Source organism: Acidovorax delafieldii 2AN (assembly GCF_000175235.1).
Lineage (GTDB): Bacteria > Pseudomonadota > Gammaproteobacteria > Burkholderiales > Burkholderiaceae_C > Acidovorax > Acidovorax delafieldii_B.
Genome location: NZ_ACQT01000036.1, coordinates 1 through 24,226, shown reverse-complemented (window position 1 = coordinate 24,226; position 24,226 = coordinate 1). Strand labels below are relative to the sequence as shown.

Here is a 24,226-nt window from a genome sequence, read left to right as displayed (position 1 = left end):
CGCGGCGCTGGCAGTCGCTGCTGACCAGCGATTCGGTATCGCGGCAGGAGGTCGAAGAGCGCGTGGCCGACCACACGGCCAAGCAGGCCGCTGTCAATGCGCTTCAGGCCAATGTCGAACGCCTCCAGGCCATGCAGCAATACCGGCGACTGACCGCACCGTTCGACGGCATCGTCACCGCGCGCAATACCGATGTCGGCGCGCTGATCAACGTCGGTTCGAGCGCGGGCAGTGAATTGTTCGTTGTCTCCGACGTTCGGCGCTTGCGCATCTATGTGAACGTGCCGCAGCGCCAGGTGGCGGCAATCCGCAGCGGCGCCAAGGCGCAGGTGAACGTGCCCGAGCGGCCCGGCGAGACGTTCAAGGCCACTGTCCAGTCGCTGGCGCAGGCCATCGATGCGAGCACGGGTGCGATGCGGGTGCAGCTCACGGTGGACAACGCCGACGGCCGGCTGCTGCCCGGTGGCTTCGCCACCGTGCGTTTCGAGGCGGCGGGCGGCACCCAGGCCCTGGGCCTGCCACCCAGCGCGCTGATCGTCGGGCGCAACGGTGTGCAGGTGGCCTTGGTGGATGACGAGGGCCGCACGCAACTGCGCCCGGTGACCATCGCGCGCGACCTGGGCCGGGTGGTCGAGCTGACCGACGGAGTACGCGAAAGCGACCGCGTGATCAACAGTCCACCCGACGGCATCGCCGATGGCGATGTGGTGCGCATCGCGGCGGCCGCGCAGGAGCCGGCGAAGTGATGCAGCCGCGCCTTATTGCTCTGCTCCTGGTCGCCTGCGGTCTTGCCGGGTGTGCGCACGTGGCCGAGATGCCGGCGGTGCCCCTGCCCGAGGCGCCGGCCTACCGGGGTGCGCCGCAGGCGGCAGCGGTTCCGGCCTTGCAGCGCGACACTTGGTGGACCCTGTACCAAGACCCCGAGCTGGACCGGCTGCAACAGCAACTGCTGGCCAGCAGCCCCGACCTGGGCAGTGCCCTGGCACGCTACCAGCAGGCGCGCGCCGCGACCGATTCGCTGCGCGCGGCCCGCCTGCCGAGCGTTGGCGCTTCCGCGGATGTGGTGCGCACTCGCCAGTCGGAGAACCGGCCGCTGCGCGGTGCGGGTTCGTCGAACTACTACAACAGCGGCACGCTGAGCCTGAGCCTGGACTACGAGCTGGACCTGTGGGGGCGTATCAGCCGACAGGTCGCTGCGGGCGCCGCCGAAGAACAGGCGGCGCAGGCAGACCTGGCCGGCGCTCAGTTGGCATTGCAGGCACAACTGGCGGACTTCCTGCTGGCGCTGCGGGGTGCCGATCAGGAGATCGAACTGCTGCGCGAGACAGAGGCCGCGTTTGGACGTGCGGCCGGCATGGTCGTCGAGCGCCACCGGGCCGGGCTGGCATCGGGGCTCGATGTCGCTCAGGCCGAAGCGCAACAGGAGTCCGCGCGCTCGCAACTGCATCAGGTACAGGCGCAGCGCGACGTCCTCGAACATGCGATCGCCACCCTGGTGGGTTCCCATGCCTCCACGTTTTCCATCCAGGCTGCACCGGCTTCCGACGTGCTGCCCACGATTCCCACCGGCGTACCTTCGGAACTGCTGCAGCGCCGCCCCGACATCGCTGCGGCCCAGCGCCGTGTCGCCGCGGCCAATGCTGGCGTCGGTGTGGCCCGCACGGCTTTCTTTCCGTCGTTGCGCCTGAGCGCCACGGGCGGCTACCAGAGCAGCGACCTGAGCAACATCATCGCAGCGCCGAACGTGTTCTGGGCCATCGGGCCGGGTTTGCTGGCCAACCTGTTCGACGGTGGACGTCGCCGGGCCGAGGTTGCACGCGCCGAAGCGGTGCTGGACGAGACCGGCCAGACCTATCGCGCCACGGTGCTCGCCGCGTTCCAGCAGGTCGAAGATCAGTTGGCACTGCTTCGGCGCTATGGCGATGCGACACAAGCGGAGCAGCGCACAGTGGCGGCCTCGCGGCGCGCGCTGGACATGGCCACCAGCCGCTATCGCGACGGCGCGGCCAGCTATCTCGACGTGGTGGCCGCACAGACCACCAACCTGCAGGCGCGGCGCAACGCGCTGGATTTGGCTACGCGCCAGCGGCGAGCGACTGTGCAACTGATCCGGGCGATCGGGGGCGGATGGTCGTTTGAAGGCTGATCGTGCCCGCTACTTCCGATGGTGAAGTGTTTCGACCAGAAAACTCAGCGCACGCGAGGAATGACGGCGGCTCGGATAGTAGAGGTGGTAGCCGGGGAACTTGGGGCACCAAGTCTTGAGGACCTGCTTCAAGCGTCCGGTCTCGATATGTGGGCGTGCGATGTCTTCAGGAATGAAGCACAGCCCGAGCCCGGCCAAGGTCGCGCCGAGAATCTGGGAGAGGTTGTTCAGTACCAACTGGCCATCGACACGGACGTTCAGTTTGCTCCCGTCCTTCTCCAACTCCCATGCGTACAGGCCGCCCGAGGTGGGAAAGCGCAGGTTGATGCAATTGTGCTGGGTCAGATCGTGAGGTGACCGGGGCCTAGCATGCCGTTCAAAGTAGCTCGGTGAGCCGACCACGGCCATGGAAATGTCCGGCGAAATGCGAACCGCGGTCATGCCCTTGGCAACCTGATGGCCGAGGCGGATGCCCGCATCGAATCTGTCGGCGACGATATCGGTGAGCCCGTAGTCGATGCACACCTCGACTCGGAAATCCGGGTGGGCCGGCAAGACGTGCTCAAGCTTGGGCCAAAGAATGGTCTCGGCCGCGTGTTCTGCCGTGGTGACGCGGACCAACCCTGCGGGCTTGTCTTGCAGTTCTCGGATCGTCGCCACTTCGGCCTCGATCTCGTCGAGTTGAGGTGCAACGCTGCGCAGTAGGCGCTCTCCCGCATCGGTCGGCGAAACGCTGCGCGTCGTGCGCGTCAACAACCGCACGCCCAGCTTGGTCTCGAACGCGCGAATGCTGTGGCTCAGCGCAGACTGCGAGACACCAAGCTGCGACGCGGCACGGGTGAAGCTGCGTTCCCGTGCCACGGTGATGAATGCGGTCAGATCGTTGTAATTTTCGCGCGGCATTGATGAATCCATCTCATGGGCGTTTGCTGATTCTACTGCCTAGTCATGTATCTGCGACCCGAGTAACTTCCAAGGCTAGGGTCTGTTCGGCGGGTAGGCAGCGCCTAAAACCAGGATCGTCCAAGTCGTAAGACAAGGCAATGATGGATCGGCAGGGGCCGGCACTTTGGTGCTCAGCATCGGTCCCCATGATTCAACGCTCCTTCGGCGATGCACTGCCAGTCTGGCATGCCGCGAACATTTCATTGGGCTTTTTGCGCGGCGCCGTATCGCCGTGCGTTGAAGGAGTACGCGCATGTGCGATCAGCATGACAGCAATGGATCAGGCTCGGATTCCATGCGTCCTGGGCGCAGGCAGGTCTTGATGGCCGGTGCCGGTTTGGCCGTCGCACCGATGCTTGCCAGTGCCGTATCGGGCGACTTGGCCCAAGCCCGGGCGGCATCTGCCGGTCCAGTTGTCGGCATGGGCCCCTATCCCGCGCATGCGTATGCCGCTGCCACTGCGTCGAGCGGTTTGGCGCCGATGCAAATCCAGCGTCGCGCGCTTCAGCCGGAGGACGTTCTGATCGATGTCCTGTACTGCGGCATCTGTCACTCGGACATACACACCGCACGCGACGAGTGGAACGCGGTGATGCCGACGGCGTATCCGAGCGTGCCGGGCCATGAGATCGTCGGCCGCGTGGCAGCCGTCGGCAGTGCAGTGACCAAGTTCAAGGTGGGCGACATCGGCGGCATTGGCTGCATCGTGAATTCCTGCCTCGAATGTCACAACTGCCAAACCGATCGTGAACAGAACTGCGAGAAAGGCGCTTCCTTCACCTACAACACACCCGACACCATTTCCGGCGGCCACACCTACGGTGGCTATTCGGACAAGATCGTTGTACCCCAGCACTTCGTGATCCGCATTCCGCCAGGTGCGGACCTGGCGGCGACGGCGCCGCTCCTGTGCGCTGGCGTTACTACCTTCTCGCCAATGCAACACTGGAAGTTGGCGCGCGGACAGCGCGTGGGTGTGATCGGCCTGGGCGGGCTTGGCCATATCGCTGTCAAGCTGGCGGTGGCGCGCAAGGCCGAGGTAACGATCTTTACGACAACCCCCGGCAAGCTGGCCGATGCGCAGCGGCTGGGTGCTAAGGAGGCGGTGCTGTGGGATGACGCAGCGGCGATGAAGCGCCTCGCGGGGCATTTCGACCTACTGATCTCCACCGTACCCCAGGCCTATCCAATGCAGCCGTTCGCCAACCTCCTCAAGCTCGACGCCACGCTGGTCAATGTTGGCGCGATGGACGCCCTGCAGGGCATCAGCGGACTGGGCTTGGTCTTCGGGCGCTACAGCGTGGCCGGCTCACTGATCGGGGGTATCGCGGAGACCCAGGAGGTCATCGATTACTGCACCGCACGCGGTATCAAAGCGGACATCGAGATAGTCCGTCCGGACCAGATCAACATGGCCTACGACCGAGTGGTCAACAAGGACGTGCGCTATCGATTCGTGATCGACATGGCGTCCCTCAAACAGGCGTGACGTAGTGCCACGCGACTCCACTTTCCGAAGATGCACAAGACGCGATGCCCCCGACGAGGGCACGCTATCGCCACAGCAGTGGCATTGGATGGCAAGGCAACGAGAATGGACGGCCCAAGTCAGCCATGAGCATTGCAACCGTCTGTTCTGACGGGGCAATGCTGGATTCACATTTCACAGGAGGTACACCGCTATGTCGATATCACGCCGCTCTGCCTTGGGCGTCCTGGCCGGATTGGCTGCGTTCCCGGCGCTGCTGCCATTGAAGGGATGGGCGGCCGAGTCTCTGCGCATCGGAGTCATAGGCGCCGGCTGGCTTGGTGGCACCGTCGGCCGGAGTTGGGTCCGTGCCGGGCATGAGGTCATGTTCTCTGCCCGTGATCTGGACAAGGTGCGGGCGGACATCGCCGGCCTCGGGGCGAAGGCCTCAGTAGGCTCTCCCCAGCAGGCAGCGGCGTTCGGCTCGGTGCTGTTGTTTGCCGTTCCTTACGATGCGCTGCCCGATCTAGGGCGCGACCTCGCAGCCTCGTTGCGCGGCAAGGTTGTGCTCGACGCCTGCAACCCGCCCCCGGGCAGCACCACGCCACTGACCCGGGACGCGGAGGAAGCTGGGGTTGGCCTGATGTCGGCACGGCTGCTGCCGGGAGCGCGCCTGGTACGTGCGTTCAGCGCGGTCGATGCGACGGCGATCGAATCCTCGGCCGGCCGTTCCAGCGGCAAGCTGGGCGTACCCCTGGCTGGTGACGACGATGACGCGGTACAGGTCGCCGCCCGGCTCGTGCGCGATGCTGGTTGCGAGCCGGTGATCGTCGGCGACTTGAAGGCCGCGCGCAGCTTCCAGCGTGGCGGACCGGGCTTCCGCGCGAACACCACGGCGCCCGAGTTGCGCCGGCGGATGGGGTTGTCCGACAGAAGCTGACGCCATGTCCCACCGACGCGGAACGCCGCGATGGCATGTCGGCGAAGCACGGAAAGGTAGAAGATCATGAACATCGATCTGAATGGCAAGGTTGCCTTTGTGACGGGCGGCTCCAGAGGCATCGGAAGGAGCATCGCCGACGTCCTGGTGGACTGCGGCGCGAAAGTCGCCATCATGGCGCGGGGCCAGCGCGACCTCGACGCGGCCGTTGACACACTCGAAGCCCGGCGTCGGGGCTGCGCACTTGGGGTGCAGGGTGACGTGTCCAGCCAGGAGCAGCTCGTCAGTGCGGTGCAGCGCACCGTGCGGCACTTCGGCGGTCTGCACTTGGCCGTCAACAATGCCGGCGTCGCCGGCAAGCCTGGCCTGCTGCATGAGACCGGTGCGGACAACTGGCGTCAGGTCATGGGGATCAATCTCGACGGTGTGGCCTGGGCCATGATCGCTGAGATCCAGGAGATGATGAAGGTCGGTGGTGGTTCCATCGTCAACATCGCCTCGGTCGAGGCACACACCATCCTCAAGCAGTTTCCCGCCTACGTTGCTTCCAAGCATGCACTGATCGGCCTAACCAAGGCGACCGCTGCCGACTATTCGGCCCTCGGCATCCGCATCAATTCGGTTTCGCCGGGCGTGATCCGCACACCGCTGACGATGTCCGATGGACAGAAGGCGGTAACCGACCGTCTGGCCGCCCGGATTCCGCTGGGGCGCTTGGGGGAGCCGGAGGAGATCGCCAGGGCCACGGTCTTCCTGCTGTCCGACCTGTCCGGCTACACCACGGGCACGGATTTGGTTGTCGATGGTGCCTTCCTGCTGCGCGAGTGAAACTCGGCAATGAGACGTACAGATGTGCAGTTGGAGAACACCAGATCCCTCATTAGCGGCCCTTGCCCGAAGCAAGGCCTCACGTGAGCTAGCCCAACCCCGTCAGTTCACCCATCCTGGGTCAAGGAAAGATAGGGATTGTTGGGCGGTAGCTCGACGAACGCGAGGTGGGCGTCTTTCAGAAGATAGCCGTGCAGGCGGCGTGACTTTCTCGGCCCCACCACATCGCAGTTCCAGATGTTCAGTCCACTGGCCTGCTTCCTGTGCAGCCCCAACTTCTCAAAGCGCTTCTGCGCCCATTGCCAATCCTGCAGGCTTTCCTGCTTGGCCAGTGCTCCTATTTGCGGGTGCTCTTGCGCATAGCGCTGGAACACGCCTGGGCTGACCAAGTAGGCCGAGTCGCTCACGGTATGCACGAGTGCCTTCGTATCGTTGATGATGAGCCGGCGCGAAGCGATTCCCTGTTTCAGCCATGCCATGAAATGCTCGCCGGATGGCTGCGCGGTAGCGGACGATGGCGCAGTCGGAGGCATAGGCGATGGCGAGGAAGCTGAGGCCGACGCTGGCATGGAAGTGTCGGATTGTGTGGCGTCAGCCTCATGCGAGACGGCCTTGGCATCCTGCTGCATACCAGTTGAATCGCTCGTACCGACCATCGCCAGCATGTCCTCCAGCACGTCGGGCACGTCCTGGGACGCGGACGGCGGGACCAGGGCACTGCTGCTTACCTCCGGACGTGCGTCCTGGCCTACCGGGGGCAGCGTCCCGGCGATTGCCGTCTGGGTGAGCGGCGCATCGGTCGGTACGGCCTCGATCGCGACCATACCGGCGAAAGGAGCGGGCCGTTCGCTCGACTCCCAGATCAGTGCCGGAGCAAGACGCAACAGGGTGAACGAGTGGGACCAGCCGGTGGAACTGGTCACGGTCGCGCGCCAGACTGCCTTCCCGTCGGACGTGGGCTGCAACATGCCGTGGTCCTGCAGCACGTTAAATACCGCGGTGTTGTTCGCAGGGATGCCGTCGATGCCCTGGGACAGGAGGTGCGCGCGCAGCTTGTCCGAGACCGTTTTGCTCACCAGCCACAAAGCATCCTCGGTGAGCCAGCCATCGGAGGCTTCGGGCTGGTTCAGCTTCAACTCTTCCTTGAGCAGGTAGCGCAGCCCGTCCAGCAGTTTGCGTTGCAGCGCGTGCTTGGGTGCGGCCATGGCGCGTGCAGGATCGCCGCCCAGCTCCTGGGCGACGGAGGCGCGGTCAGCTTGTACCACCAGTTCGCCCAGCACCCCGGCGTGCTCGTACTGTCCGGCCAGGACATACAGTAGCGGCGCCCACAGAGAGGGATAGCCGCTGAGCCAGTCCAGGAGATCGCGGTCAAGCAGTTGCCGGTAAAGCAAGCCTGTCGCGGCGCTGTGGAGCCGGTATTCGCGATCGTCGCGGTAGCGGAAGCGGTACGGCTGATGCAGCGGGCCGTGCCACGGGTGCCAGGTGCTGCCATCGGCCAGTTCGACGTGAAGATCGACAGCGATCTTGCCGATGTCGTGCAGAAGTGCCGCGTAGGCGACGGCGGCGGTCCAGGCCTCGGACTGCGCCGCCTGGTCCTCGGGGCTGGCGCCGATGGGCAGCAGATGGGACTGCCGCAGCTTCAGGCTGTAGGCGACGATTTCGAGGCCGTGGTCCAGCATGCCGCCTGGGTAAGCGTGGTGGTGGCTTTCGGAAGCGGGAAACTGCTGGACCAGCTCGGCGTAGCGTTCCAGCGGCGTGCGGTACAGGGTGGCGAACTGCTTGCGCGAGAGTGAGGTGCGCTGCCAGATATGTTCCAGCAGCTTCTGCCGGCGCGGCGTGGCCAGCAGCGATGCGGCCGCCTGGGGCCGCATCAACCCTTTCGGGAGGTCGGTGGCGGGTGCTGGCGACGGCGCGGCAGCGACCGGGGGCCGTTTTCGCTGGAACAGGGAGAGCATGCGGGTGTCCTGGTGGCGGGCCGACCGGGAGGCCTTTTGGCCTTTTCGAGGTAGGGCCTTTCCCCTTGCACCCCATTCCCTTGCCATTTCGACCCTTTGGCCTTTAACCGTTTCGGTATAGCGGGGCCTGGGTTGCGGCTCCAGCGTCAATGGGGAACCCGTGCGAATGGATTGGATGGCGACCAGGCGCTGGCCGCGGCCTATGCTGCCGGGACGCCACCCTCACCAGGTAGGCTCTCATTCATGCGACTAAGTTGACAAATGCGACAAAGGCGACTAGAGTGAAACCTGTCTCAAACCTACCTGGGAGATGACCATGCCCACCGCCATTGAATTCATTGCCGACCGTCTGCCCCGCGTCACGGTGGAGGATGTGCGCCGCTTCGCGGATACCGTCGAAATCCGGGATGCCCCGGCGTTCGCGGCCGAGTTGCAGGCGTTCATCCACGAGCGCGTGGAGGCGGTGAGGCTGCCCGCCAACTTGGAAGGCGAAACGGTGGGGCAGGCCTTGGAGCGCAAGGCGGCCGCGCTGCGCGCCGACACGCGCTGGGCACCGACTGAAACCGACGTCCAGCGAGGCCGCGCCGTCCTGCTGGAAACCTTCAACCAGCCGCACAACCTGACGCCACCCGAGTTCGCAAAGCTGGCGGACAAGTCGCGCCAGCAGATTTACAAGGACATCCTCGCCCGCCGGCTGCTGGCGCTGAACGTGGGGCCGCGCGGCCAGAAGCTGCCCGACTGGCAGCTCGATCCGGTGAAGCAGCAGTTGACCCAAACCGTGCTTCAGGAGGTCGAGGGCATCGACCACTGGACGATTTACCGTGCGCTGTCCGAACCGCTCGAAGGCTTGGGCGGTCGCTCGCCGGTGGATGCGGTGACGCATGGCACGATCGACGACGTTGCCGAGGCCGTGTTCAATGTGCTGGGCGTTCAGGTGCATTGAAGCGAGACCGCTATGAGCCGCGAGCTGCCTACGTTCTTGATCGATGCCGGTGAACTGCTCCAGCACGTGAGCCGCGTCGTCTATCGGGGCAGCCCACTGTACTATGGCCACAGCAGCACGAATCGCTACGATGACCCGGCGCGGGACTATGGCGTGCTCTACTTGGGGCGCGATCTGCCTACGGCGCTGATGGAGTCGGTGTTTCACAAGCATCAGTGGCTTGAAGACACGAAGCGCTCCATCGCCCTGAAGGAGGTCCACGCCCGGATGGTGCGCGCAGTAGGCGTGATGGACGACCTGCTCCTGGCCGACCTCACGGCGCCGGGCGTCATGGCGGGCTACTTCGGCCTGAATCTGGAGCAGTTGGCCAGCCGCGACTACACGCACACGCAGCAGGTGTCCGCCCAGGTGCATGCGATGCGCGGAAACGACGGCCAGCCGCTGTTCGATGGGGTGCTCTACCCGTCGCGCAACAACTATCCCGCCAAGAGCATCGCCTTGTTCGAGCGTGCGGGAGCGAAGGTCAGTGTCATCGAGGACATCGACCTGGTTGAGCATGTGGACTGGCCGCGTTTCGTTGCCACCTACCTCATCGGCGTGGAACCCGACCCCGGCCCGGTGGAACCGGATGACGAAGCGTCTTGAAGCAGCAAGAAAACACATTGAAGCCTCAAACGGAATGAAGTAAAGCAGACTGGAATAGGCATTCCTCAGCAGCAGGAGACCACCATGAACACGACGACCCGCACCAGTACCACAGAACGCCTCGGCCGCGCCTTTGGCCGCGGATGGCGCGCCTATGCGCGCGGCGAACGCCGGGCTTCGAAGTGGCTGGTATCCAAGGGAATGCCGGTAGCCGGTGCTGCTGTGCTCGTTTGGGTGGTCAAGCTGGCCGCGCTCGGGGTGCTGCTCTACGTCGCTTTCTGGTTCGCACTCGTGCTGCTGGGCGTGGCGGCGGCAGGATGGGCGGCGGCTGCCAATACCTCGGATGAAGATGAGTGGCCTTTCACCGACCTCACCGAGCTGCGCAAGACGCCGGGCTACGACCCCAACCTGTACAACGACACGTCGCACGAGTTGTACACCGACGACTGACCGGCCTCGCGCTATTTCAGCTTACCTCCGGTGAGCGCTCCGGCCCCCTTGCCGCCAGCTTGGCCGGCGCTCTTGCTGCCATCGGAAAGCCCCTGGATGACGTGCCCAGCCCGAATCCCAACCCAGGTAAGGCTCGCCAGCCAGAATCCGGGTAGGACGAGGAACATCGTGCCCGTGACGAACATCAGGAGCATGTCTCCAAAGGCGTTGTTCAGCCCCACCAGCGGGTCGAAGTTGGTGTGCGGCCGGTTCCAGCCAAACCCCCAGCCATAAAGCGCGTCCAGGATCGTCGAATCGATCCAGCGTGCGAGCTGGAACCAGAAGTCCGTGAAAAACAGCGCGAACTGAACGACGCTGACGGTGACGACCGTCTTCAGGTCATAGGTGCCCACGATCAGCACGAGCGGGATGCAGATGACGAGCGCCATCTTGAGCAAGGCGAGGACCATGGGCAGCGCCTGCCGCACCACGTCCATGGCGGGAAAAGCCGCAATCGCGCCGACTGCCATGCCGACGTCGCCCGTGGCGCGCGTCACGATGTTCGGCAGGGTCTTGTCGATCTGACCGCCGTAGTCCGTATAGACGCTGCCCTGGTTCAATTTCTGCTGCCGCGGTGACGCGATGGCGCGGATCACCGAGTCGTCCACCTCTGCCCGACTCAGGAACCCGGCCCAGCCCGCCAGGCGATTCAACAGGCTCGGGTCCACCTGTCCCAGCAGCCGTGCCCTCAGGCCGTTGCTGCCATCGGCCCACCACTGTCTGCAGGTCGGATAGCCGCCACCGCTGGCTACCTGAGCCAGCCCGGCATCGCGGTTGCTGTCGTAGGGCCAGTCGTCGCGCGGCGTGCTGGAGCGGTATGTGTCGTAGTAGCCGCCCGTGTCCGTGAAAAACCTCGATCCGATCCAGGTCACGTCGTGCATCTGCTGCTCATCGAGCTGAGGGCGCTGCATGAACAGTTTGGCCCGCGCAGGCCCATAGCAATCCCGCGAGAAATCCGCCACCTCCTGAGCCAGTACCGGGTCGTCGATGCGGGTCGCGTCGATCTCCATGCGCATTTGCCGAAGGTCCGTGCCGCACGGGATCGCCGCCACCGAGGCGCTCGTGACGGCGCGCGCGAGCGCGTGCATGAAGGCCCACCAGACCGGCACCTTCGCCGACTGGTTGTTGATGGTGCTGAAGGACTGCGACCAGCCGGTTTCCGTGGGCTGCGGAACGCTGACTTGGCACTGCGCCGAGCGCGAGCTGTCGTACTGGATGGTGCTGAGGTCCACGTCGATGAACGGGATGCCGGCGAACATCACCACCACGATGGCGACGAAGACCCGGTTCTCGATGCGCGCAGCCGAGAGCACCCCCTTGTTGCCTTCGTCGGCGCCTTCTGCACGGGCCTTCAGCCACTCCTGCACGACGATGGCGACGAAAGGCAGCGCGAATACCCCGCTGGACACCAGCACCGCCCAGATGCCGTTGTGGACGATCCAGGAGACCAGCGTCAGGTAGTACTCCAAGTAGTCGGTCGTGAAAAGCGTCATGGCCCGAACCTCCCCTCAGCCCTGCATCAACAGGCTGGCTTCCAGCGCCACGATGGCGACGACACCGGCGACCTCGCTGCGCACCAGACGGCGCCGTGCCTGCGCGTCGTCGGCCTCGCGCGCCAGGAGCCGGCGGCGCATCCACATCCATCCGTATGCTGTCGCGCCGTACAAGCACAGCCGCCAGATGAAGAAATACCCTGCGGACGCCGCCAGCCAACGTTCCCAGGCCGCAACACTGCCAACCAGGTAGATGCCGGCAACGTTGACCCCTACGGCGGCGGCCACGACCAGTACAAGCCACAGCAAGGTCTTCGCCGCGCGCCGGCTGAACAGCCAGCGCGGACGCAGCCAACTGGCGTGCATCGGGCTCATGGGTTGCCTCCCGGATTGCCCTTCTGCAACTGGTCGAGGCGGTCGGGCACCGGATCGCCTTCGTAGATGCCGCGCGAGCCGGCCGCGCGTGTGCCGTGGCGCTGGATGATGGCCATGGGCGAGTTGTTGGCCAGCTCGCGCCGCAGCTCCAGTTCGGTCTTGAGGTTGCGGATCTCCTGGTCGAGCGTGTCGCTCTCATGATTCACGGCCTCGACCGCCAACTGGTTCGCCGCCACATTGGGTTCCTTCTTGCCGGTCAGCAGGGTCCGCTGAAGCAGCAATGCCTTCTCCAGCACCGACGACAGCGCGACCTCCGAGGCCAGGCGGCGTGCCAGCAGGTCCTGGTCCGGCTCGTCGCGCAGCGCCTCGATGACGCCGCGCGTGATGGGCAGCGACGTGCTGCCAGCCTCGCGCAGGTTCTCGAACGTCGTGTTGCGCGCTCCGGAAATCAGCTCCTGCAGGGCTTCCAGTTTCGTCTCGTATTCCTCCTGGATCAGCGGCGTCAGCCCGACGCCGGGCACGGTCTCGGTCTTGGTGCAAGAGTCGCAGGTGCGCTGCACCTGCTCCCCGAGCACCCGCGTCGCCCATTCGGTCGCCTGCTGCGGCGACGTCCAGGCCTGGCAGGACAGGCTCGCGCAACTGGCGGGTGAGATGGAGGACGTGTCGGTCACGCCGCGGCCGTTGACCAGGTTGTAGCCCGCGCGGGTGACGTCGCCGACCACCCGGATGGCGGACTGGCCCGCGCCACCGGCATTGCTGCCGCCCACCCAAGGCACGCCGTCGTTGCCCCGACGTGTCTCGGCCTGTTCGATTGCCGACACGGCGTCGGTGCTCGATACCGCATCGCGCAGTGCCATGCCTTCGGCCATCTGGCTCCATCCGAGCTGGCCGCCTGCCGTCTCGGCCATCTTCTCGGCCATGGCGCGGCAGGTCAGCTTGGAGCGGTCGAAGTCCAGGCGCGCCTGCAACACGCCGTTGGTCAGCAGGTTGTACAGGCCCGGATCGGCGCGCTGGATGATCAGCGCCGGCAGGGACGCCACCGCGCTGGTCGCGCTCTGGATCACATTGCTCATGATCTGCTGGAAGCCGTTCGTGATGCCGTTGAGCTGGTTGCGCAGTGTGGTCTGGAGGCTCATGTCGCCGCAGATGAGGTTGCTGTTCCAACCCACGCCGACACCAATCGAGCGCATGCCGGCCGCACGGCCCATGGACACCGCGCTGCCACCGCCGATCGAATACATCACCTCGTCGCCTAGGATGGGACCGCTGGTCTGGTATCCGGTCTGCGCCCATGCGAGGCCGCAACCCAGGGCGAGCGCTCCCGCCAGCAAGGCCGGGTGCGGCAGGCGGTACGTCCGGATGGAGGGGTTCGTCAGTGTTGGACGCTTCATCACCATGCCCTCAATAGAAATCGACGCTGCCGAGAAACACCTGGCCCCGCCGTTCGCAGCAGGCATATGGCCGCCACAGCGCCCAGGCGTAATCGCCTTGCTGGGCCTGGGTCAGCGTGCCGCTGTGAGGAAAGACCACGCAGGTGCTCGACAGCCGAGGCGTCAGCTCCTGCCACTTCCCGGTGGAGGCATCGCCTTCGACCAGCGCGCCGGCCGGCCAGTAGCCGTCGCGCTCGTTGGCGAGCAGCGGCTGATACACGTGCAACTGCCCGCGCCGCGTGACGACATCGCCGGCGCGCTGGGCCACGACGGCCCCGGATTTGTGGTCGTCGGTCTGATGCAGGAAGCCGCCGCGCGGATAGACGTTGCCCCAGAGGTTCATCGTGGTGCGCGCACCCACCTCGCGCCTGCCCGGAATCAGCGCCTCGGGATAGGCCATCTCGGGCACGTTGTAGCGCCAGGCCAGCGTGTCCAGCGTGCTGAGCAAGTACGGCATGAACGCCGTGCCCGCGCCTTGGCAGAAATAGCCCGACGACGAAGCGAATTGGTTGAACACCTCGCCGCCGGGATGGCCGATGACATCGCTGTTCTTGAATTTGGCGAGGTTGTTTTCGTGGTCCTCGTTGGTGGTGCCGTCCCCGCCAGCCTGGGCGGATGGGTTGGGCGTGCTCATTGCCCGGACTTCGACCCAGGGGTTTTCGCCGGTATTGCTGTAGCTGGAGACCACCGCATCGGGGATGTAGTGGCGCACCTTGGTGGACGTGCGCACCGTGCAGCCGGTCCAGGTGCAGTAGAGCCAGTAGCAGATGCCGACGACGCGGTATTCGAGGCAGTCGGGCGACGCCACCGAGCCGACGATGGTGGCGGTGTTGAGAGCGTAGCTGCCGGTGGCACTGAGCAGTAGCACGGACGCCACGCCAGCGCGCAGGCGGCGCAGCAGGTCGAACGGGCGGCTCATGGCTGTGTCCCCCGGTGCTGCTCGATTCGGGCCACGGCACGCGCCACGTCCGGCTCGCCATAGACGACGTAGCGCTGGTCCACCACGACGGCCGGGATACTGGTGATGCCCAGGCTCCATGCGTCGGTAACGCCCTGGTATGCGGAAGCGATGCGGCGCTGGAGGTCGGGGCCGCCGCCGGAGAGCCGGCGCTTGACGATGGCCGTCGCCTGTCCGGGATCGGTGGGCAGTTCCGCTGAAAGCTCCGCTTCAATCCGACGGGCTTCGTCCAGATCGATCAGCCGCTCGCCACCCATGGTCTTGACCGGGTGGCGGCTGTCGGTGACGACCACCACGTCGGCGGCGAAGGTGGCTGGGCTGAAAACGGCCAGGGCTGCCGGCAGCGCTACGGCCAAGCCGAGGGTTCGCCAGCCCGGCGCGAACCTGGAAAGAGGTGCTGGCATGTCGCGTGCCCCTGGAAGTTGATCAGGGCCATAGTCAAACGCCGAACCCGATGCGGCCCCCACAAACAATGCGCATCGCGGGCACCCCGCATACCTGCTTGTCTCGCCGCAAAGAAAAGCGGAGGCCGAAGCCCCCGCAGTGATCAATGAAGCGATGTGCTACAGCAGGCCGTGCTCTGCGAAGGAGTACGGATTTCCTAGGCCGACGATGATGTGATCCAGTACCCGAACATCGATGAGCGCGAGCGCCGCCTGGAGTTGCTGGGTCAGCGCGCGATCCGCGCTCGATGGCTCAGTGATACCCGAGGGGTGCTGGTGCGCGAAGACCACAGCGGCGGCTTTCAGCTCCAATACACGCTGCACGACGACACGCGGATAGACCGCGGTCGAATTGATCGTGCCCCTGAACAGCGGTTCGTAGGCCAACACCTGATGCATGCTGTCCAGGAACACGACTGCGAATACCTCGTTGGGCTCAGCGACCAGTTTCAGACGCAGGTAGTCCCGCACGGCGGCCGGTCGGCTGAGGCACGGCCCGACTTTGAAGATCCGTCTCTCCAGCAGCGCGATGGCCTGCTGGATGATCCAGTCCTCATGCTGGGCTGCGACGGCGGAAAGCGACTCCACGCAGGAGTCATTGACGACGAGAGACATGGCGAACCTCCAGAATGTGAACGGAGGGCGCCACCCTGGGAGGGCAAGCCCTCCTGGGGATGGAAAAAAGCGGAACAAGGTGCATCCACCACCGCTCAGCGGTGATTGTTCGCAGCCAGGATGCGAAAGCGAACGGGTAGCGGTCAGCGCGGCAAACCGCGCCGTAGCCTCCAAGACCGAGGGCTACCTGGGCATGTCGCCGACAACGTCGGCAGGCATTTCGGATGTGGGGGTGGCGGGCGAAGCCGCCGCGTCGCTGGCTGTGTCCTCGGCCGCCAGCATGTCCATGGCCGACAGCAGCGCATCGCCCTCGATCGGCCCCTGCAGCAGGATGGCTTGGCCCGTCTGGCGATCGAGCAGGCGCAGCGATGGCGTGGCGGTCACGCCGCTCTTGGTGGCCTCCGTGGCCTGGGCTCGGATGACGGCATCGGCCCGTTCGCTCGCCATGCACTGCTCGACGGCCGGCGTCGATTCCGGGTAGCGCAGGCCATCGGGCAATCCCTGGCCGTCGCTGCGCGTGTGAGCATAGACCCACTCGACGGCTTGCCAGAAGGCAGCATGCCCGCGGGCTTCGGCGACGCACTCGACAAGACGCGCCTCGGCCGACGCGGCCGGCTCGTGCGCGGCCAGCGGCTGGTGGTGCCATTGCAGGGTGACATCGGCGTTGCTGCCGACCCAGCGCTTGAGCTGCGGGAAGTACTCCCGGCAGAACGGGCACTCCAGGTCGGCATAGAGCGTCAGCGTGAAACGGCCCTCCGGGTTGCCCATCTGCCAGGGCGGCCCGGCCACCTGCGCCACGTTCACCGGCGTGGACGACTGCGGTGAGGACTCGCCGGGCGTCCGGGACACCAGCCAGATCAGCAGCAGCGCGACCATCGCAGCAGCCAAAGCCCAGGGCCAGTGGTGCTGCCGGCGACGACGAAACGCCTGCACCTGCATCGGGATGGAAGGACGTTTCTGTTCCATGGCGTTCTCCGGCTTACGACAGTTCCAGGGCTGGCGACTCGATGACGCGTGCCTGGTCGATCTTCTCGGCCACCTTGAAGGCCGCTTCCAGTTCGGTGCAGCCGTATTGCTGCATGAGCTGGTAGCGCTCGGCCTTCTCCTCGGGTTCGGTCTGCGCAAGCGCGAGGTACAGGCTCGGCGGCACGGCGCGGAACAGCACTTCCATGCTCTTGGAGAGGATGACGCCCTCGGTGAATTTGCCCGCTTCTTTGCGCGCCGACAGCATCAGCGCTTTCTGCGCGGGTGAGAGTTCGCGGAACCTGGCGATCTTCTCCACCTCGTCCGGCGGCATCGACAAGCAGATCCACCACTCGATCATGTTGAGCATCGGCTCCGCGGCGCGCGGCAAGTCGTCGATGTTTTGCGTGGCGAGCCAGAACCAGGCGCCCAATTTGCGCCACATCTTGGTAATTTTTACGACGTAGGGCGCGAGCAGCGGGTTCTTCGTGATGATGTGACCTTCGTCGGTGACGTTGATGATCGGACGCCCCAGGTACTGGTCGCGCTCGGCGATGTTGTTCACCGTGCTGATCAGGCTGATGTAGGCGATGGAGAGCTGGGCGTTGTAGCCCTCGCGGGCGTAGGTCGCCAGATCGACCAGGGTGATGTCGGCTTCGGGCCATGGCGTGCCATCTCGGTCGAACATCTCGCCGTCCGTGCCTTGGCAGAACATGTCCATCGCGTCGGCCATCTCCAGCAGCCGCACGCGGCGCATCTCGGGCAGCGTCGGGTCCTGGCCACGGGTGCGCAGTGCGTTGCGCACGTCGCGCGTGAGCACCGTGCGCTTCTCGGCCACGCAGTGCTCGGCGGCGTCGAGGATGCACTGGCGGATCAGGGAGCGGTCGGCCCGCGTCATCCGGGCTTCCTCCTTGTCTTCGCCGCCGGTGATCATCAGCCGCGCCGTGATCTCCAGTTCGCCCAGCACGTCGCGCTGCTCGTCCGCCTCCATGGCCGAGGCATCCGGGGGCAGATCTTCGTCCAGCGCGTCGGCATCCAGGGTCTGCACGTCGCTCGGTGTTTCGATCAACCGGCGTGCATCGGCGAATGGCGCGAGGCTGATGCCCGAGCCAGGGGCCAGCTTGACCCGGTTCACGGTCAGGCCCAGGCGCCGGGCGAAGTCTGCGAACAGGCCGAAGGAATTCCCCGCTTCCACGATGAACAGCCGCGGCCGGTAGATGGCCGTGACCTGGTTCAAAAGGTTATTGAGGGTCGCTGACTTGCCCGAGCCGGTGGGGCCGAACAGAAACAGGTGGGCATTCATTTGCCGGTCCAACCTGTTCAAGGGGTCAAACGTAATCGGGCCGCCACCGCGATTGAACATCGTGATGCCGGGGTGCCCCGTACCCTGGGCGCGGCCCCACACTGGCGACAGGTTCGCCGCGTGCTGGGCGAACATCAGTTGCGTGTACCACTTGCGCCGGTCCTGGCCGGGGTTGTAGCAGCATGGCAGCCAGCGCAGGTAGCTGTTGAGCGGCGCCACCTCGTCGTCCTCGCGCACCGGCTGTAAGCCGGCGTTGAGCATCACGTTCGCCAGATCCAGGCCGCGCCGGTCCAGTTCGGCTTCATCCCGGCCGCGCAAATAGAATGCCAGCGTTCCCCGGTAGAGCTTGTGCGCGCTGCCGATCAGGGAACGGGCTTCCTGCACGTCCTTGAGCGTCTGCTCCGACGCCAGCGTCTCGCCCACGGCCTTCTTCGCCAGGTGGTTGAGATCCGCTTCCAGGACATCCTGCGGCGTCGCGACCATCGTGAGGCAAAGCAAGGTGTCTTCCGGCATCTGGTCGAACAGCGTGTTGATGGCATCCCCTTTGCGGGTCTCGCCGGTCAGGTGTCCGGTGCCGGGCGGCATGCGCAGCCGGTCGGTGATCAGCACGCGGTGCGGCATGCCGTCGAAGTACCAGGTGCCGTGCGCCACGTCGGAGCGTGGCTGGCCGAAGAACAGCCGCTGGCTGAAATCTCGTCCGCTCGCCAATTCGATCTCGCCGGCCTCGGTCTCGTCGGGGTAGCGCGCCAGTGCGTAGAAGCGCTCCCGGTCCTCGGCCCCAGGCCCGAGCAGCGTGGGCCGCGGGTTGAACCACCGCAGCAGCCAGTCGTGGACGTCGGCCGCCGCCATGCGTCGCGCCTGGATGCCAGCGTTCGCGAGTCCGCCGCACAGGCGGTCGCAGACGATGTTCAGCATCTGCTCGGGCGTCTGGCCACGGCGGCTCGCCTGCCCGGTGGCACGGCGATAGACCACCATGCGCACGCGCCGCGTCTGCCCGCGCCAGCGCAGCCGCGTGACCACCGTGTCCTCGAAAAGACCTCCGGGCTTGGCCACCGCGCGCAGGTGGTGGCTGAAGAAGCGCAAGTAGAACTCGGTGAACGCCGTGCCGCAGGCGCGCGGCTGCACGTAGTCGCGCAGCGTCTGCATGTACTGGTCGAAGCTGGGCTCGTCCTGGGCGTAGAGCTGGAGTACCCACGGGTTCTCGTCCAGTTCATCGAAACTGTCTTGCAGGGCGTTTTCGAGCGCATCGCGGGCATGCGCCAGCCAGCCGGGTTCCCGGCCCTCGGTGCCCAGCGGAACCAGCTCGTAGAAGGCCGCGACCGATTGCCCATCCTCCAGCAGCATTGACTTAGACTGCGGCAGGAATTCCACCCACGGCAGCAGCTCCGCAAACGACGGCGCGACGTCGTACAGCGCTTGCTCGTCGGCCACGGTCGCCGGCCTGCTGCTCTGGACCGCCGTGCCGGGTTCGGGGATGCCAGCCTGGCGCAGGGTCTCGACGTGGCGCTGCCAGCCATCCGACTGTTCGTCACCGCCAGCGCCGGATGCCGCCAGCTTCGGCGCGGCCGGCTTAGGCCAAGGGAGCTTCCACATCAGTAGTCCTCCACGCGCTCGCCCGGCATGGCGTACTGCACGCGCTGGTACAAGGGGAACACCGTCGTGTAGCCCGGCACGGGAACGGGGTCGGTGCCTGCCAGGTGCGGGTACACGTACATCACCAGATCGGGGTTGGGCAGGCGCTGGAACTGGCGATAGACCTCGCTCTGCGCGGTGCGCGTGTAGCGCATCTGCTCGGCGGGCGCGGCCTGCACGTCGGCGTCGGTCATCGGCCGGCGCAGGCTCTGGCGCGCGTCGAGCAACTGCCGGCGCGCAACCTGGCCGGTGCCCCCGCCGCCGTCCCCGGCGTTCTGCTGCCAGACGTCCATCATCGTGTTGTCGCCGTGGGGCAGCAGCTTTTCCTTGCTGGTGGCGCAGCCGGCGAGCACCGCGACAGTGAGGGCCAGCGCCAGGCCACGGGCCAGGTCATTCAAGTTCGAGGGCATGGCTTTCTCCTGCGCGGTGATCGACCTTGCGGCCTTCGGGATCGAAGTCGATGGCGAGCGGTTTTTCGAGGTGGACGGCGACCTTGGCACCGGGCTGCACATAGACGGCGGCGAAGGCCTGGCCGTAGAGCTTGTTGACCCAGGCCGACATGTCCCGGACGCCGCCCGCGAGAATCTGGCCGACCGCTTCCTGGCCGGTGATGCCCACGGTGCCGATGGAGCCGTCCGAGCCGACATAAGACATGCGGCCGCTGTCGCTTTCGATGAGCGAGGCCACGCCGGCACCGGCCGCCGTGATCAGGGCCTGCGAGCCGAGGTATTGCTGGGCGTTGCTGCGCCGCTCACCGCTGACGCACGGAATGCCGTAGGGGTCGCTGATCCAGCCCAGGCCGTCGCGCTGCTGGTTGTTCTGCTGGTTGCCCTCGCGGTCCTCGGGGATGGTGCGAACCGTGCCATCGTGGAAGACGAAGGTGATGCTGCGCACCTGACCGCGCACGCACGAGAGTGTCCAGTCGCCCGAGGCCGTGCCGGAGAAGACCGCGCCGGCCACGTCGGGAATGTCGATCCCGTTGGCCGTGAGGTTGTCCGGCCCGACCAGGACTTTGAACGGATACGGGTCGTTCACCGTACCGTCGATCGGTACGCGGCCAATCAGCGCCGTCATCGCCACAGAGCCCATGAGCGTCGAATTGGTCGGCACCGTATAGACAGGCTTCGCCGTCTTGACCCCGGCAGCGCGGGCGCTGGCGTTCGCCACGGTTTCCGCTGTCGTTTCCAGCGTGCTTTGCGCTGGGCCGAAGCTCGTCGGGAAGCTCATGCCACTGCCCGTGCCACGACTGCCGTTGCGTCCCTCGGTCTTCTTCGCGTCGTCCGGCTCGACCCAGCGCAAGCCGCCTTCCATGCCGGCCTCGTCGCCATCGCGCAGCCCCAGGCCCACGGGCAGATCGGCATGGCCGCCGCCGCGCCCACCGATGCTATCCAGGCGCCGCTGCAGGTCGGCGAGCAGCCCTTCGGTCTGCTGGCGCGCACTGGCAGCTTGTTCCTGGTCGCGGCGCATGTTGGAGCGCTCGGATTCGAGGGCCGAATTGATGCGCTGATCGATGGAGTTCTCGCGCTGGCGCAGCCGCTGGTTTTCCTCGCGCTGCGACTTGTTGTCGGTCAGCGCGGTCTGAAGCTCGGTGCGCAACTGCTTTACCTGGGCGACGAGCGTTGCCACGGTATCGCGGGGGGTATCGCCTTCGATGCCCAACGCCTTCATTTCCTCGGGCGTGAGCTTGGAGCCGGCATCCGCGGCGGGCGGTGCCGACGTGCTTCCGCCGGAGAACAGCCGGATGGCAACGAACAGCACCAGCAAGGCGACCGGGATCATCAGCCACTTGAGCAAGCCGTTACTGCGCATGGCGAGCCTCCTTGCCGTCGCCGGCTTTAGCTTCCGGTTGCGGCAGATGCACGGCCGGGTCGAAGCGGTTGATCGCCGGCAGCAGCGATTGCGCGAGGCCGTGCCCCCGCGTCACCAGGTACAGGACGGTCGTGTCCTCTGGCGTCCCGCGCGGACCGAGTGCTTCGTGCTGGAAGGTGGCGGTGAGGAAGTCGCCTTGCAGAACGCGCGGGTCGAGCGTGATCCAGCCCGCGCCGGTGTTGGTCAAGCGCACGGCAGTGACCCACTGGTCTTCCAGACGCCACGACGCGAGCGCGACCGCGCGCACCGGCAGCGTCGGCATCAGCGTGCCGAGGTCGAGGTCACGGCGCAGGTTGACCCGCAAGACACCCGGCAGCGGCTCCACGGTGCGCAGCGGCGCGTAGAGGTTCTGCGCAGCGAAGCGCGTCAGGACGACCGGCACGGGGGTTTCGCGCCGGGTTGCCCGCGTACTTGCTTGGTCCTGCGTGCGCGCGGGGGCCTCATCGGCACCGCCTGCCTGATCGCCGTAGCGCGCCGGGGTGCTGCTGCCCTCGACGATGCGCACCGGCTCCAGCTCGGCCTCGCCGTCCTTGGGCGGCTCGGCCGCGATGTCGAGCAGGATCAGCGCGCCCGTGTCCGGCGTCCTGCAGTTGCAGCCGCGTGGGCTCGATCGGTTCGCTGGCGCGCAGGTACACCGCGCCGCCCGCGCTCTGCACGCGCAGGCGTTCGCCCACGCCCGCAGGCACGCCCACGCGGACGTTCCGGTCGATGAACACGATGCGCTCTTGGCCCACCCTCAGCGGCACCGCGAGCGGCATGCGTTCCCAGCGCAGAATTTCGACCGCCTGGACAGCGGCGGGCATGGTGACTGAGGCAGCCACGGCTAACAGCCCCAGCAGCGTGAATACAGGGTGCTTCATGGGGTGTTTCCTCCTTGGGGCGCTTGCGGAGACAGGCCGCCAGGCGCCGGGCGCGACGGCTCCGGGGCGCTGATGCGCTGGGGGGCACCGTCGTAGCAGTCAAGCGCCAGACCGAACGGGTTGCGGGCGGGATCAACGTCCACCCGCGTGACCTTCACCGGGTAGCGCACCAAGGCCCGCTTGACCTGCTCGGCGCCGTAGTACTCGTCGGCGGTGATGTCCAGCGTCACCACCCAGTCGCGGTCGGAGACCACGCGCACGCGCGCCGTGGGGTCGTCGCCGTAGCCGCGGCCGGGGATTTCGTAGATACCGCGCACGCGCTGGCGCAGCTCGCCCGTGCTGCGGCGGTAGTCGTAGTCCGCGCGCAGGAAGGCCTGGCAGGACGGGGTAAGGTACGGCGAGAGCGTGTGGAGGTTGCGCGCGTAGTCCTCTTCGCCGTTCGTCGGCCAGCGGTTGAGGGCCTGGAACACGTAGAACGTGAACGCATAGACCGATTCTGGCGGCACTTCCCACCACTTTCGGGTACTGCCAGAGCGCAGATCGGGCGGGACGTGGATGGTCAGGTCGCGCGGCGCGCTCCACCAGCCGCCGCCCATGACCAGAGCGACGATGACCAGCGCGCCGGCACCCAGGCGGAGCGTCTTGATGTGCGCCTGCAGATGGGTGATCTCGTTCTTGAAGCGGCTCATCGTGCCCCCCTTGCAGCAGACCTTCGGGTGGTCCAGAAGCCGGAGCGTGAGATCAGCACATGGCCGCCCACCCAGCCCGCCACCAGCGGGTGGCGCGTGGCGATGCGCCATTGCAGTTGCCGATACAGCCAGGTGTCGGGACGCCCACGCTTGAGGCGACGCAGGATGCCGCCCCCGATGAACACGCCCAAGGCCACGCCCAGCACGACGAACGTGGGCGCGAGCGCGATCGTGCGGAACACCCAGGACAGCGGCGCACCGACCAGCAGGCCGGCGGCGCCGGACAGGCCGCAGCAGATCCACAGTTCGTCTGCGGTGAGACCGCGCACGACAACGGGATGACGGTTGAGCCGGTGCGGAAGGAACGTGACCGTCCCGTCCGCACGGACGTGCTGCTGCTCGGACATACCAGCCTCGCCTTACAGGATGCCGGTGGCTTCGGTGAGCAGCCAGATGCCGATCACGAGCAGCACCGCGCCGATGGCGACCGTGAGGCCGAATTGGCCCCAGGTCTTGCGGCCGGTGTGGATTTCCGCGTAGGTGCCGTAGGCGTGGTAGCAGACGCCAATAAACATCGACGCCACGACCAGCAGGGCCACGAGCATGATGATGTCGTAGCCGTAGTTCCTGATCGTTTCCATGATGCCGTTGCCGGTGCCGCGGGTCGGGTTCTCCAGTTGCGGCAGCCCCTGCGCGAACGACAGCGCGGGCAGCGCGGCGGCGCCCAGGGCCACGGCAGCGCGCTGGGCAAAACGGGACGTGAGGATGCGGTTTTGCATGGTCAGGCCTTTCAAGTCAGGAGAGGAGGAAGAAACTCAGGACGAGGTACATCGCGATGAAGCGGATGCAGACGCCGAGGAACTGGCGCTGGTTGAGGCGGCTCTCTGCCCACCCCACGTAGGCCGTTCGGATGGCCCAGACGCCCCAGACGAGCAGGACCGCGAACACGGCGCCGACCAGAACGGTCGCCATCGCCGAAGGCGCGATGCCGCTGTTGGCTTGAAATGCCGAGACCTGGGCACCGTTCATGGCTTGGCCTCCGCGGTCGTCGGCGATGGCGCGATGGTCCGCTCGGTGCGGTAGTCGCCAGCCAGTTCGGCGAGGTCGCGCGGCTGGGCACGCGACGGTGTGAGGTGGGCCTGGATGCCGGCGCGCACGCGCGCCAGGTCAGCCAGCAGCCGCGGGTAATCGAAGTGGTAGCGCTCGCCCGGCTGGATGGGGGCATGCGCGGCGCTGT

General features: G+C 66.3%; 25 protein-coding genes and 1 pseudogene. 8 read left to right on the top strand and 18 right to left on the bottom strand.

What is annotated here, in order from left to right:
• Positions 1–746, top strand: a 746-nt coding sequence (locus tag ACDELDRAFT_RS07730) for an efflux RND transporter periplasmic adaptor subunit (RefSeq protein WP_005795217.1), incomplete at its 5' end; no start/stop codon positions are given.
• Positions 747–814: 68 nt separating this feature from the next.
• Positions 815–2,146 carry an efflux transporter outer membrane subunit gene (locus ACDELDRAFT_RS07725; RefSeq protein WP_232504737.1) on the top strand — a complete coding sequence of 444 codons (1,332 nt, stop codon included), beginning with the start codon at positions 815–817 and terminating at the stop codon, positions 2,144–2,146.
• 9 nt (positions 2,147–2,155) lie between these two features.
• Here the strand turns inward: ACDELDRAFT_RS07725 and ACDELDRAFT_RS07720 are convergent, their stop codons facing one another.
• Complete coding sequence (locus tag ACDELDRAFT_RS07720) at positions 2,156–3,049, bottom strand: LysR family transcriptional regulator (protein WP_005795213.1); 894 nt, start codon at positions 3,047–3,049, stop codon at positions 2,156–2,158.
• 295 nt (positions 3,050–3,344) lie between these two features.
• Here ACDELDRAFT_RS07720 and ACDELDRAFT_RS07715 point away from each other — a divergent pair, with 295 nt between their 5' ends.
• From ACDELDRAFT_RS07715 to ACDELDRAFT_RS07705, 3 genes are all read left to right on the top strand, one after another.
• The gene (locus ACDELDRAFT_RS07715; protein WP_005795210.1) at positions 3,345–4,580 is read left to right on the top strand and encodes an NAD(P)-dependent alcohol dehydrogenase; all 1,236 of its coding nucleotides are present in this window, start codon (positions 3,345–3,347) and stop codon (positions 4,578–4,580) included.
• A 193-nt stretch (positions 4,581–4,773) separates the two neighbouring features.
• On the top strand, positions 4,774–5,499 hold the full coding sequence (locus ACDELDRAFT_RS07710) for an NADPH-dependent F420 reductase (RefSeq protein ID WP_005795208.1): 726 nt from the start codon (positions 4,774–4,776) through the stop codon (positions 5,497–5,499).
• A gap of 66 nt (positions 5,500–5,565) precedes the next feature.
• Positions 5,566–6,327, top strand: a complete 762-nt coding sequence (locus ACDELDRAFT_RS07705) for an SDR family NAD(P)-dependent oxidoreductase (protein ID WP_005795206.1) — start codon at positions 5,566–5,568, stop codon at positions 6,325–6,327.
• Positions 6,328–6,434: 107 nt separating this feature from the next.
• Here the strand turns inward: ACDELDRAFT_RS07705 and mobH are convergent, their stop codons facing one another.
• Positions 6,435–8,282, bottom strand: a complete 1,848-nt coding sequence (gene mobH / locus ACDELDRAFT_RS07700) for a MobH family relaxase (protein WP_005795204.1) — start codon at positions 8,280–8,282, stop codon at positions 6,435–6,437.
• Positions 8,283–8,598: 316 nt separating this feature from the next.
• Here mobH and ACDELDRAFT_RS07695 point away from each other — a divergent pair, with 316 nt between their 5' ends.
• The 3 genes from ACDELDRAFT_RS07695 to ACDELDRAFT_RS07685 all read left to right on the top strand — a co-directional run bounded on the left by ACDELDRAFT_RS07695 (position 8,599) and on the right by ACDELDRAFT_RS07685 (position 10,320).
• Complete coding sequence (locus tag ACDELDRAFT_RS07695) at positions 8,599–9,225, top strand: hypothetical protein (protein WP_005795203.1); 627 nt, start codon at positions 8,599–8,601, stop codon at positions 9,223–9,225.
• 12 nt (positions 9,226–9,237) lie between these two features.
• The gene (locus ACDELDRAFT_RS07690) at positions 9,238–9,870 is read left to right on the top strand and encodes an RES family NAD+ phosphorylase (protein WP_005795202.1); all 633 of its coding nucleotides are present in this window, start codon (positions 9,238–9,240) and stop codon (positions 9,868–9,870) included.
• An 84-nt stretch (positions 9,871–9,954) separates the two neighbouring features.
• Positions 9,955–10,320, top strand: coding sequence for a DUF3742 family protein (locus tag ACDELDRAFT_RS07685; RefSeq protein WP_005795200.1), 366 nt, complete (start codon positions 9,955–9,957; stop codon positions 10,318–10,320).
• Positions 10,321–10,331: 11 nt separating this feature from the next.
• Here the strand turns inward: ACDELDRAFT_RS07685 and ACDELDRAFT_RS07680 are convergent, their stop codons facing one another.
• The 16 genes and pseudogenes from ACDELDRAFT_RS07680 to ACDELDRAFT_RS07605 all read right to left on the bottom strand — a co-directional run.
• Positions 10,332–11,852, bottom strand: a complete 1,521-nt coding sequence (locus ACDELDRAFT_RS07680) for a conjugal transfer protein TraG N-terminal domain-containing protein (protein WP_005795199.1) — start codon at positions 11,850–11,852, stop codon at positions 10,332–10,334.
• A 15-nt stretch (positions 11,853–11,867) separates the two neighbouring features.
• Positions 11,868–12,227, bottom strand: coding sequence for a hypothetical protein (locus tag ACDELDRAFT_RS07675; RefSeq protein ID WP_005795197.1), 360 nt, complete (start codon positions 12,225–12,227; stop codon positions 11,868–11,870).
• A complete protein-coding gene (locus ACDELDRAFT_RS07670; protein WP_005795195.1) occupies positions 12,224–13,618 on the bottom strand; it encodes an integrating conjugative element protein in 1,395 nt (464 codons plus the stop codon). Before ACDELDRAFT_RS07670 ends, ACDELDRAFT_RS07675 begins: the two co-directional genes overlap by 4 nt.
• Before the next feature lie 10 nt (positions 13,619–13,628).
• Positions 13,629–14,576 carry a TIGR03756 family integrating conjugative element protein gene (locus ACDELDRAFT_RS07665; RefSeq protein WP_005795193.1) on the bottom strand — a complete coding sequence of 316 codons (948 nt, stop codon included), beginning with the start codon at positions 14,574–14,576 and terminating at the stop codon, positions 13,629–13,631.
• Positions 14,573–15,019 carry a TIGR03757 family integrating conjugative element protein gene (locus ACDELDRAFT_RS07660; protein WP_005795191.1) on the bottom strand — a complete coding sequence of 149 codons (447 nt, stop codon included), beginning with the start codon at positions 15,017–15,019 and terminating at the stop codon, positions 14,573–14,575. Before ACDELDRAFT_RS07660 ends, ACDELDRAFT_RS07665 begins: the two co-directional genes overlap by 4 nt.
• 159 nt (positions 15,020–15,178) lie before the next feature.
• On the bottom strand, positions 15,179–15,673 hold the full coding sequence (radC, locus tag ACDELDRAFT_RS07655) for a RadC family protein (protein WP_005795189.1): 495 nt from the start codon (positions 15,671–15,673) through the stop codon (positions 15,179–15,181).
• A 183-nt stretch (positions 15,674–15,856) separates the two neighbouring features.
• The gene (locus tag ACDELDRAFT_RS07650; protein WP_005795187.1) at positions 15,857–16,639 is read right to left on the bottom strand and encodes a DsbA family protein; all 783 of its coding nucleotides are present in this window, start codon (positions 16,637–16,639) and stop codon (positions 15,857–15,859) included.
• 13 nt (positions 16,640–16,652) lie between these two features.
• Complete coding sequence (locus ACDELDRAFT_RS07645) at positions 16,653–19,535, bottom strand: conjugative transfer ATPase (protein WP_040328431.1); 2,883 nt, start codon at positions 19,533–19,535, stop codon at positions 16,653–16,655.
• Positions 19,532–19,981 (bottom strand): TIGR03751 family conjugal transfer lipoprotein, encoded by a 450-nt coding sequence (locus ACDELDRAFT_RS07640; RefSeq protein ID WP_005795185.1) that lies wholly within the window; start codon positions 19,979–19,981, stop codon positions 19,532–19,534. The genes ACDELDRAFT_RS07645 and ACDELDRAFT_RS07640 overlap by 4 nt, the downstream gene beginning before the upstream one ends.
• Positions 19,962–21,380 carry a TIGR03752 family integrating conjugative element protein gene (locus ACDELDRAFT_RS07635; protein ID WP_005795182.1) on the bottom strand — a complete coding sequence of 473 codons (1,419 nt, stop codon included), beginning with the start codon at positions 21,378–21,380 and terminating at the stop codon, positions 19,962–19,964. The genes ACDELDRAFT_RS07640 and ACDELDRAFT_RS07635 overlap by 20 nt, the downstream gene beginning before the upstream one ends.
• Positions 21,370–22,300, bottom strand: a pseudogene (locus ACDELDRAFT_RS07630) (TIGR03749 family integrating conjugative element protein). Before ACDELDRAFT_RS07630 ends, ACDELDRAFT_RS07635 begins: the two are co-directional and overlap by 11 nt.
• Positions 22,297–22,989, bottom strand: coding sequence for a PFL_4703 family integrating conjugative element protein (locus ACDELDRAFT_RS07625; RefSeq protein WP_005795178.1), 693 nt, complete (start codon positions 22,987–22,989; stop codon positions 22,297–22,299). The pseudogene ACDELDRAFT_RS07630 and the gene ACDELDRAFT_RS07625 overlap by 4 nt, the downstream one beginning before the upstream one ends.
• Positions 22,986–23,396 carry a TIGR03750 family conjugal transfer protein gene (locus ACDELDRAFT_RS07620; RefSeq protein WP_005795176.1) on the bottom strand — a complete coding sequence of 137 codons (411 nt, stop codon included), beginning with the start codon at positions 23,394–23,396 and terminating at the stop codon, positions 22,986–22,988. The genes ACDELDRAFT_RS07625 and ACDELDRAFT_RS07620 overlap by 4 nt, the downstream gene beginning before the upstream one ends.
• Before the next feature lie 12 nt (positions 23,397–23,408).
• Complete coding sequence (locus ACDELDRAFT_RS07615; protein WP_005795174.1) at positions 23,409–23,768, bottom strand: TIGR03745 family integrating conjugative element membrane protein; 360 nt, start codon at positions 23,766–23,768, stop codon at positions 23,409–23,411.
• Positions 23,769–23,784: 16 nt separating this feature from the next.
• A complete protein-coding gene (locus ACDELDRAFT_RS07610; RefSeq protein WP_005795172.1) occupies positions 23,785–24,018 on the bottom strand; it encodes a TIGR03758 family integrating conjugative element protein in 234 nt (77 codons plus the stop codon).
• The coding region (locus tag ACDELDRAFT_RS07605) for an integrative conjugative element protein, RAQPRD family (RefSeq protein ID WP_005795171.1) at positions 24,015–24,226 on the bottom strand (212 nt) is incomplete at its 5' end. The genes ACDELDRAFT_RS07605 and ACDELDRAFT_RS07610, both read right to left, overlap by 4 nt.

Coding starts and splice junctions, on each gene's coding strand:
- ACDELDRAFT_RS07680 (WP_005795199.1), bottom strand. CDS start 11,852: ATGACGCTTTTCACGACCGACTACTTGGAGTACTACCTGACGCTGGTC.
- ACDELDRAFT_RS07685 (WP_005795200.1), top strand. CDS start 9,955: ATGAACACGACGACCCGCACCAGTACCACAGAACGCCTCGGCCGCGCC.
- ACDELDRAFT_RS07720 (WP_005795213.1), bottom strand. CDS start 3,049: ATGCCGCGCGAAAATTACAACGATCTGACCGCATTCATCACCGTGGCA.
- ACDELDRAFT_RS07620 (WP_005795176.1), bottom strand. CDS start 23,396: ATGTCCGAGCAGCAGCACGTCCGTGCGGACGGGACGGTCACGTTCCTT.
- ACDELDRAFT_RS07640 (WP_005795185.1), bottom strand. CDS start 19,981: ATGCCCTCGAACTTGAATGACCTGGCCCGTGGCCTGGCGCTGGCCCTC.
- ACDELDRAFT_RS07710 (WP_005795208.1), top strand. CDS start 4,774: ATGTCGATATCACGCCGCTCTGCCTTGGGCGTCCTGGCCGGATTGGCT.
- ACDELDRAFT_RS07690 (WP_005795202.1), top strand. CDS start 9,238: ATGAGCCGCGAGCTGCCTACGTTCTTGATCGATGCCGGTGAACTGCTC.
- radC (WP_005795189.1), bottom strand. CDS start 15,673: ATGTCTCTCGTCGTCAATGACTCCTGCGTGGAGTCGCTTTCCGCCGTC.
- ACDELDRAFT_RS07715 (WP_005795210.1), top strand. CDS start 3,345: ATGTGCGATCAGCATGACAGCAATGGATCAGGCTCGGATTCCATGCGT.
- ACDELDRAFT_RS07635 (WP_005795182.1), bottom strand. CDS start 21,380: ATGCGCAGTAACGGCTTGCTCAAGTGGCTGATGATCCCGGTCGCCTTG.
- mobH (WP_005795204.1), bottom strand. CDS start 8,282: ATGCTCTCCCTGTTCCAGCGAAAACGGCCCCCGGTCGCTGCCGCGCCG.
- ACDELDRAFT_RS07675 (WP_005795197.1), bottom strand. CDS start 12,227: ATGAGCCCGATGCACGCCAGTTGGCTGCGTCCGCGCTGGCTGTTCAGC.
- ACDELDRAFT_RS07615 (WP_005795174.1), bottom strand. CDS start 23,768: ATGCAAAACCGCATCCTCACGTCCCGTTTTGCCCAGCGCGCTGCCGTG.
- ACDELDRAFT_RS07650 (WP_005795187.1), bottom strand. CDS start 16,639: ATGGAACAGAAACGTCCTTCCATCCCGATGCAGGTGCAGGCGTTTCGT.
- ACDELDRAFT_RS07670 (WP_005795195.1), bottom strand. CDS start 13,618: ATGAAGCGTCCAACACTGACGAACCCCTCCATCCGGACGTACCGCCTG.
- ACDELDRAFT_RS07725 (WP_232504737.1), top strand. CDS start 815: ATGCCGGCGGTGCCCCTGCCCGAGGCGCCGGCCTACCGGGGTGCGCCG.
- ACDELDRAFT_RS07625 (WP_005795178.1), bottom strand. CDS start 22,989: ATGAGCCGCTTCAAGAACGAGATCACCCATCTGCAGGCGCACATCAAG.
- ACDELDRAFT_RS07665 (WP_005795193.1), bottom strand. CDS start 14,576: ATGAGCCGCCCGTTCGACCTGCTGCGCCGCCTGCGCGCTGGCGTGGCG.
- ACDELDRAFT_RS07660 (WP_005795191.1), bottom strand. CDS start 15,019: ATGCCAGCACCTCTTTCCAGGTTCGCGCCGGGCTGGCGAACCCTCGGC.
- ACDELDRAFT_RS07695 (WP_005795203.1), top strand. CDS start 8,599: ATGCCCACCGCCATTGAATTCATTGCCGACCGTCTGCCCCGCGTCACG.
- ACDELDRAFT_RS07705 (WP_005795206.1), top strand. CDS start 5,566: ATGAACATCGATCTGAATGGCAAGGTTGCCTTTGTGACGGGCGGCTCC.
- ACDELDRAFT_RS07610 (WP_005795172.1), bottom strand. CDS start 24,018: ATGAACGGTGCCCAGGTCTCGGCATTTCAAGCCAACAGCGGCATCGCG.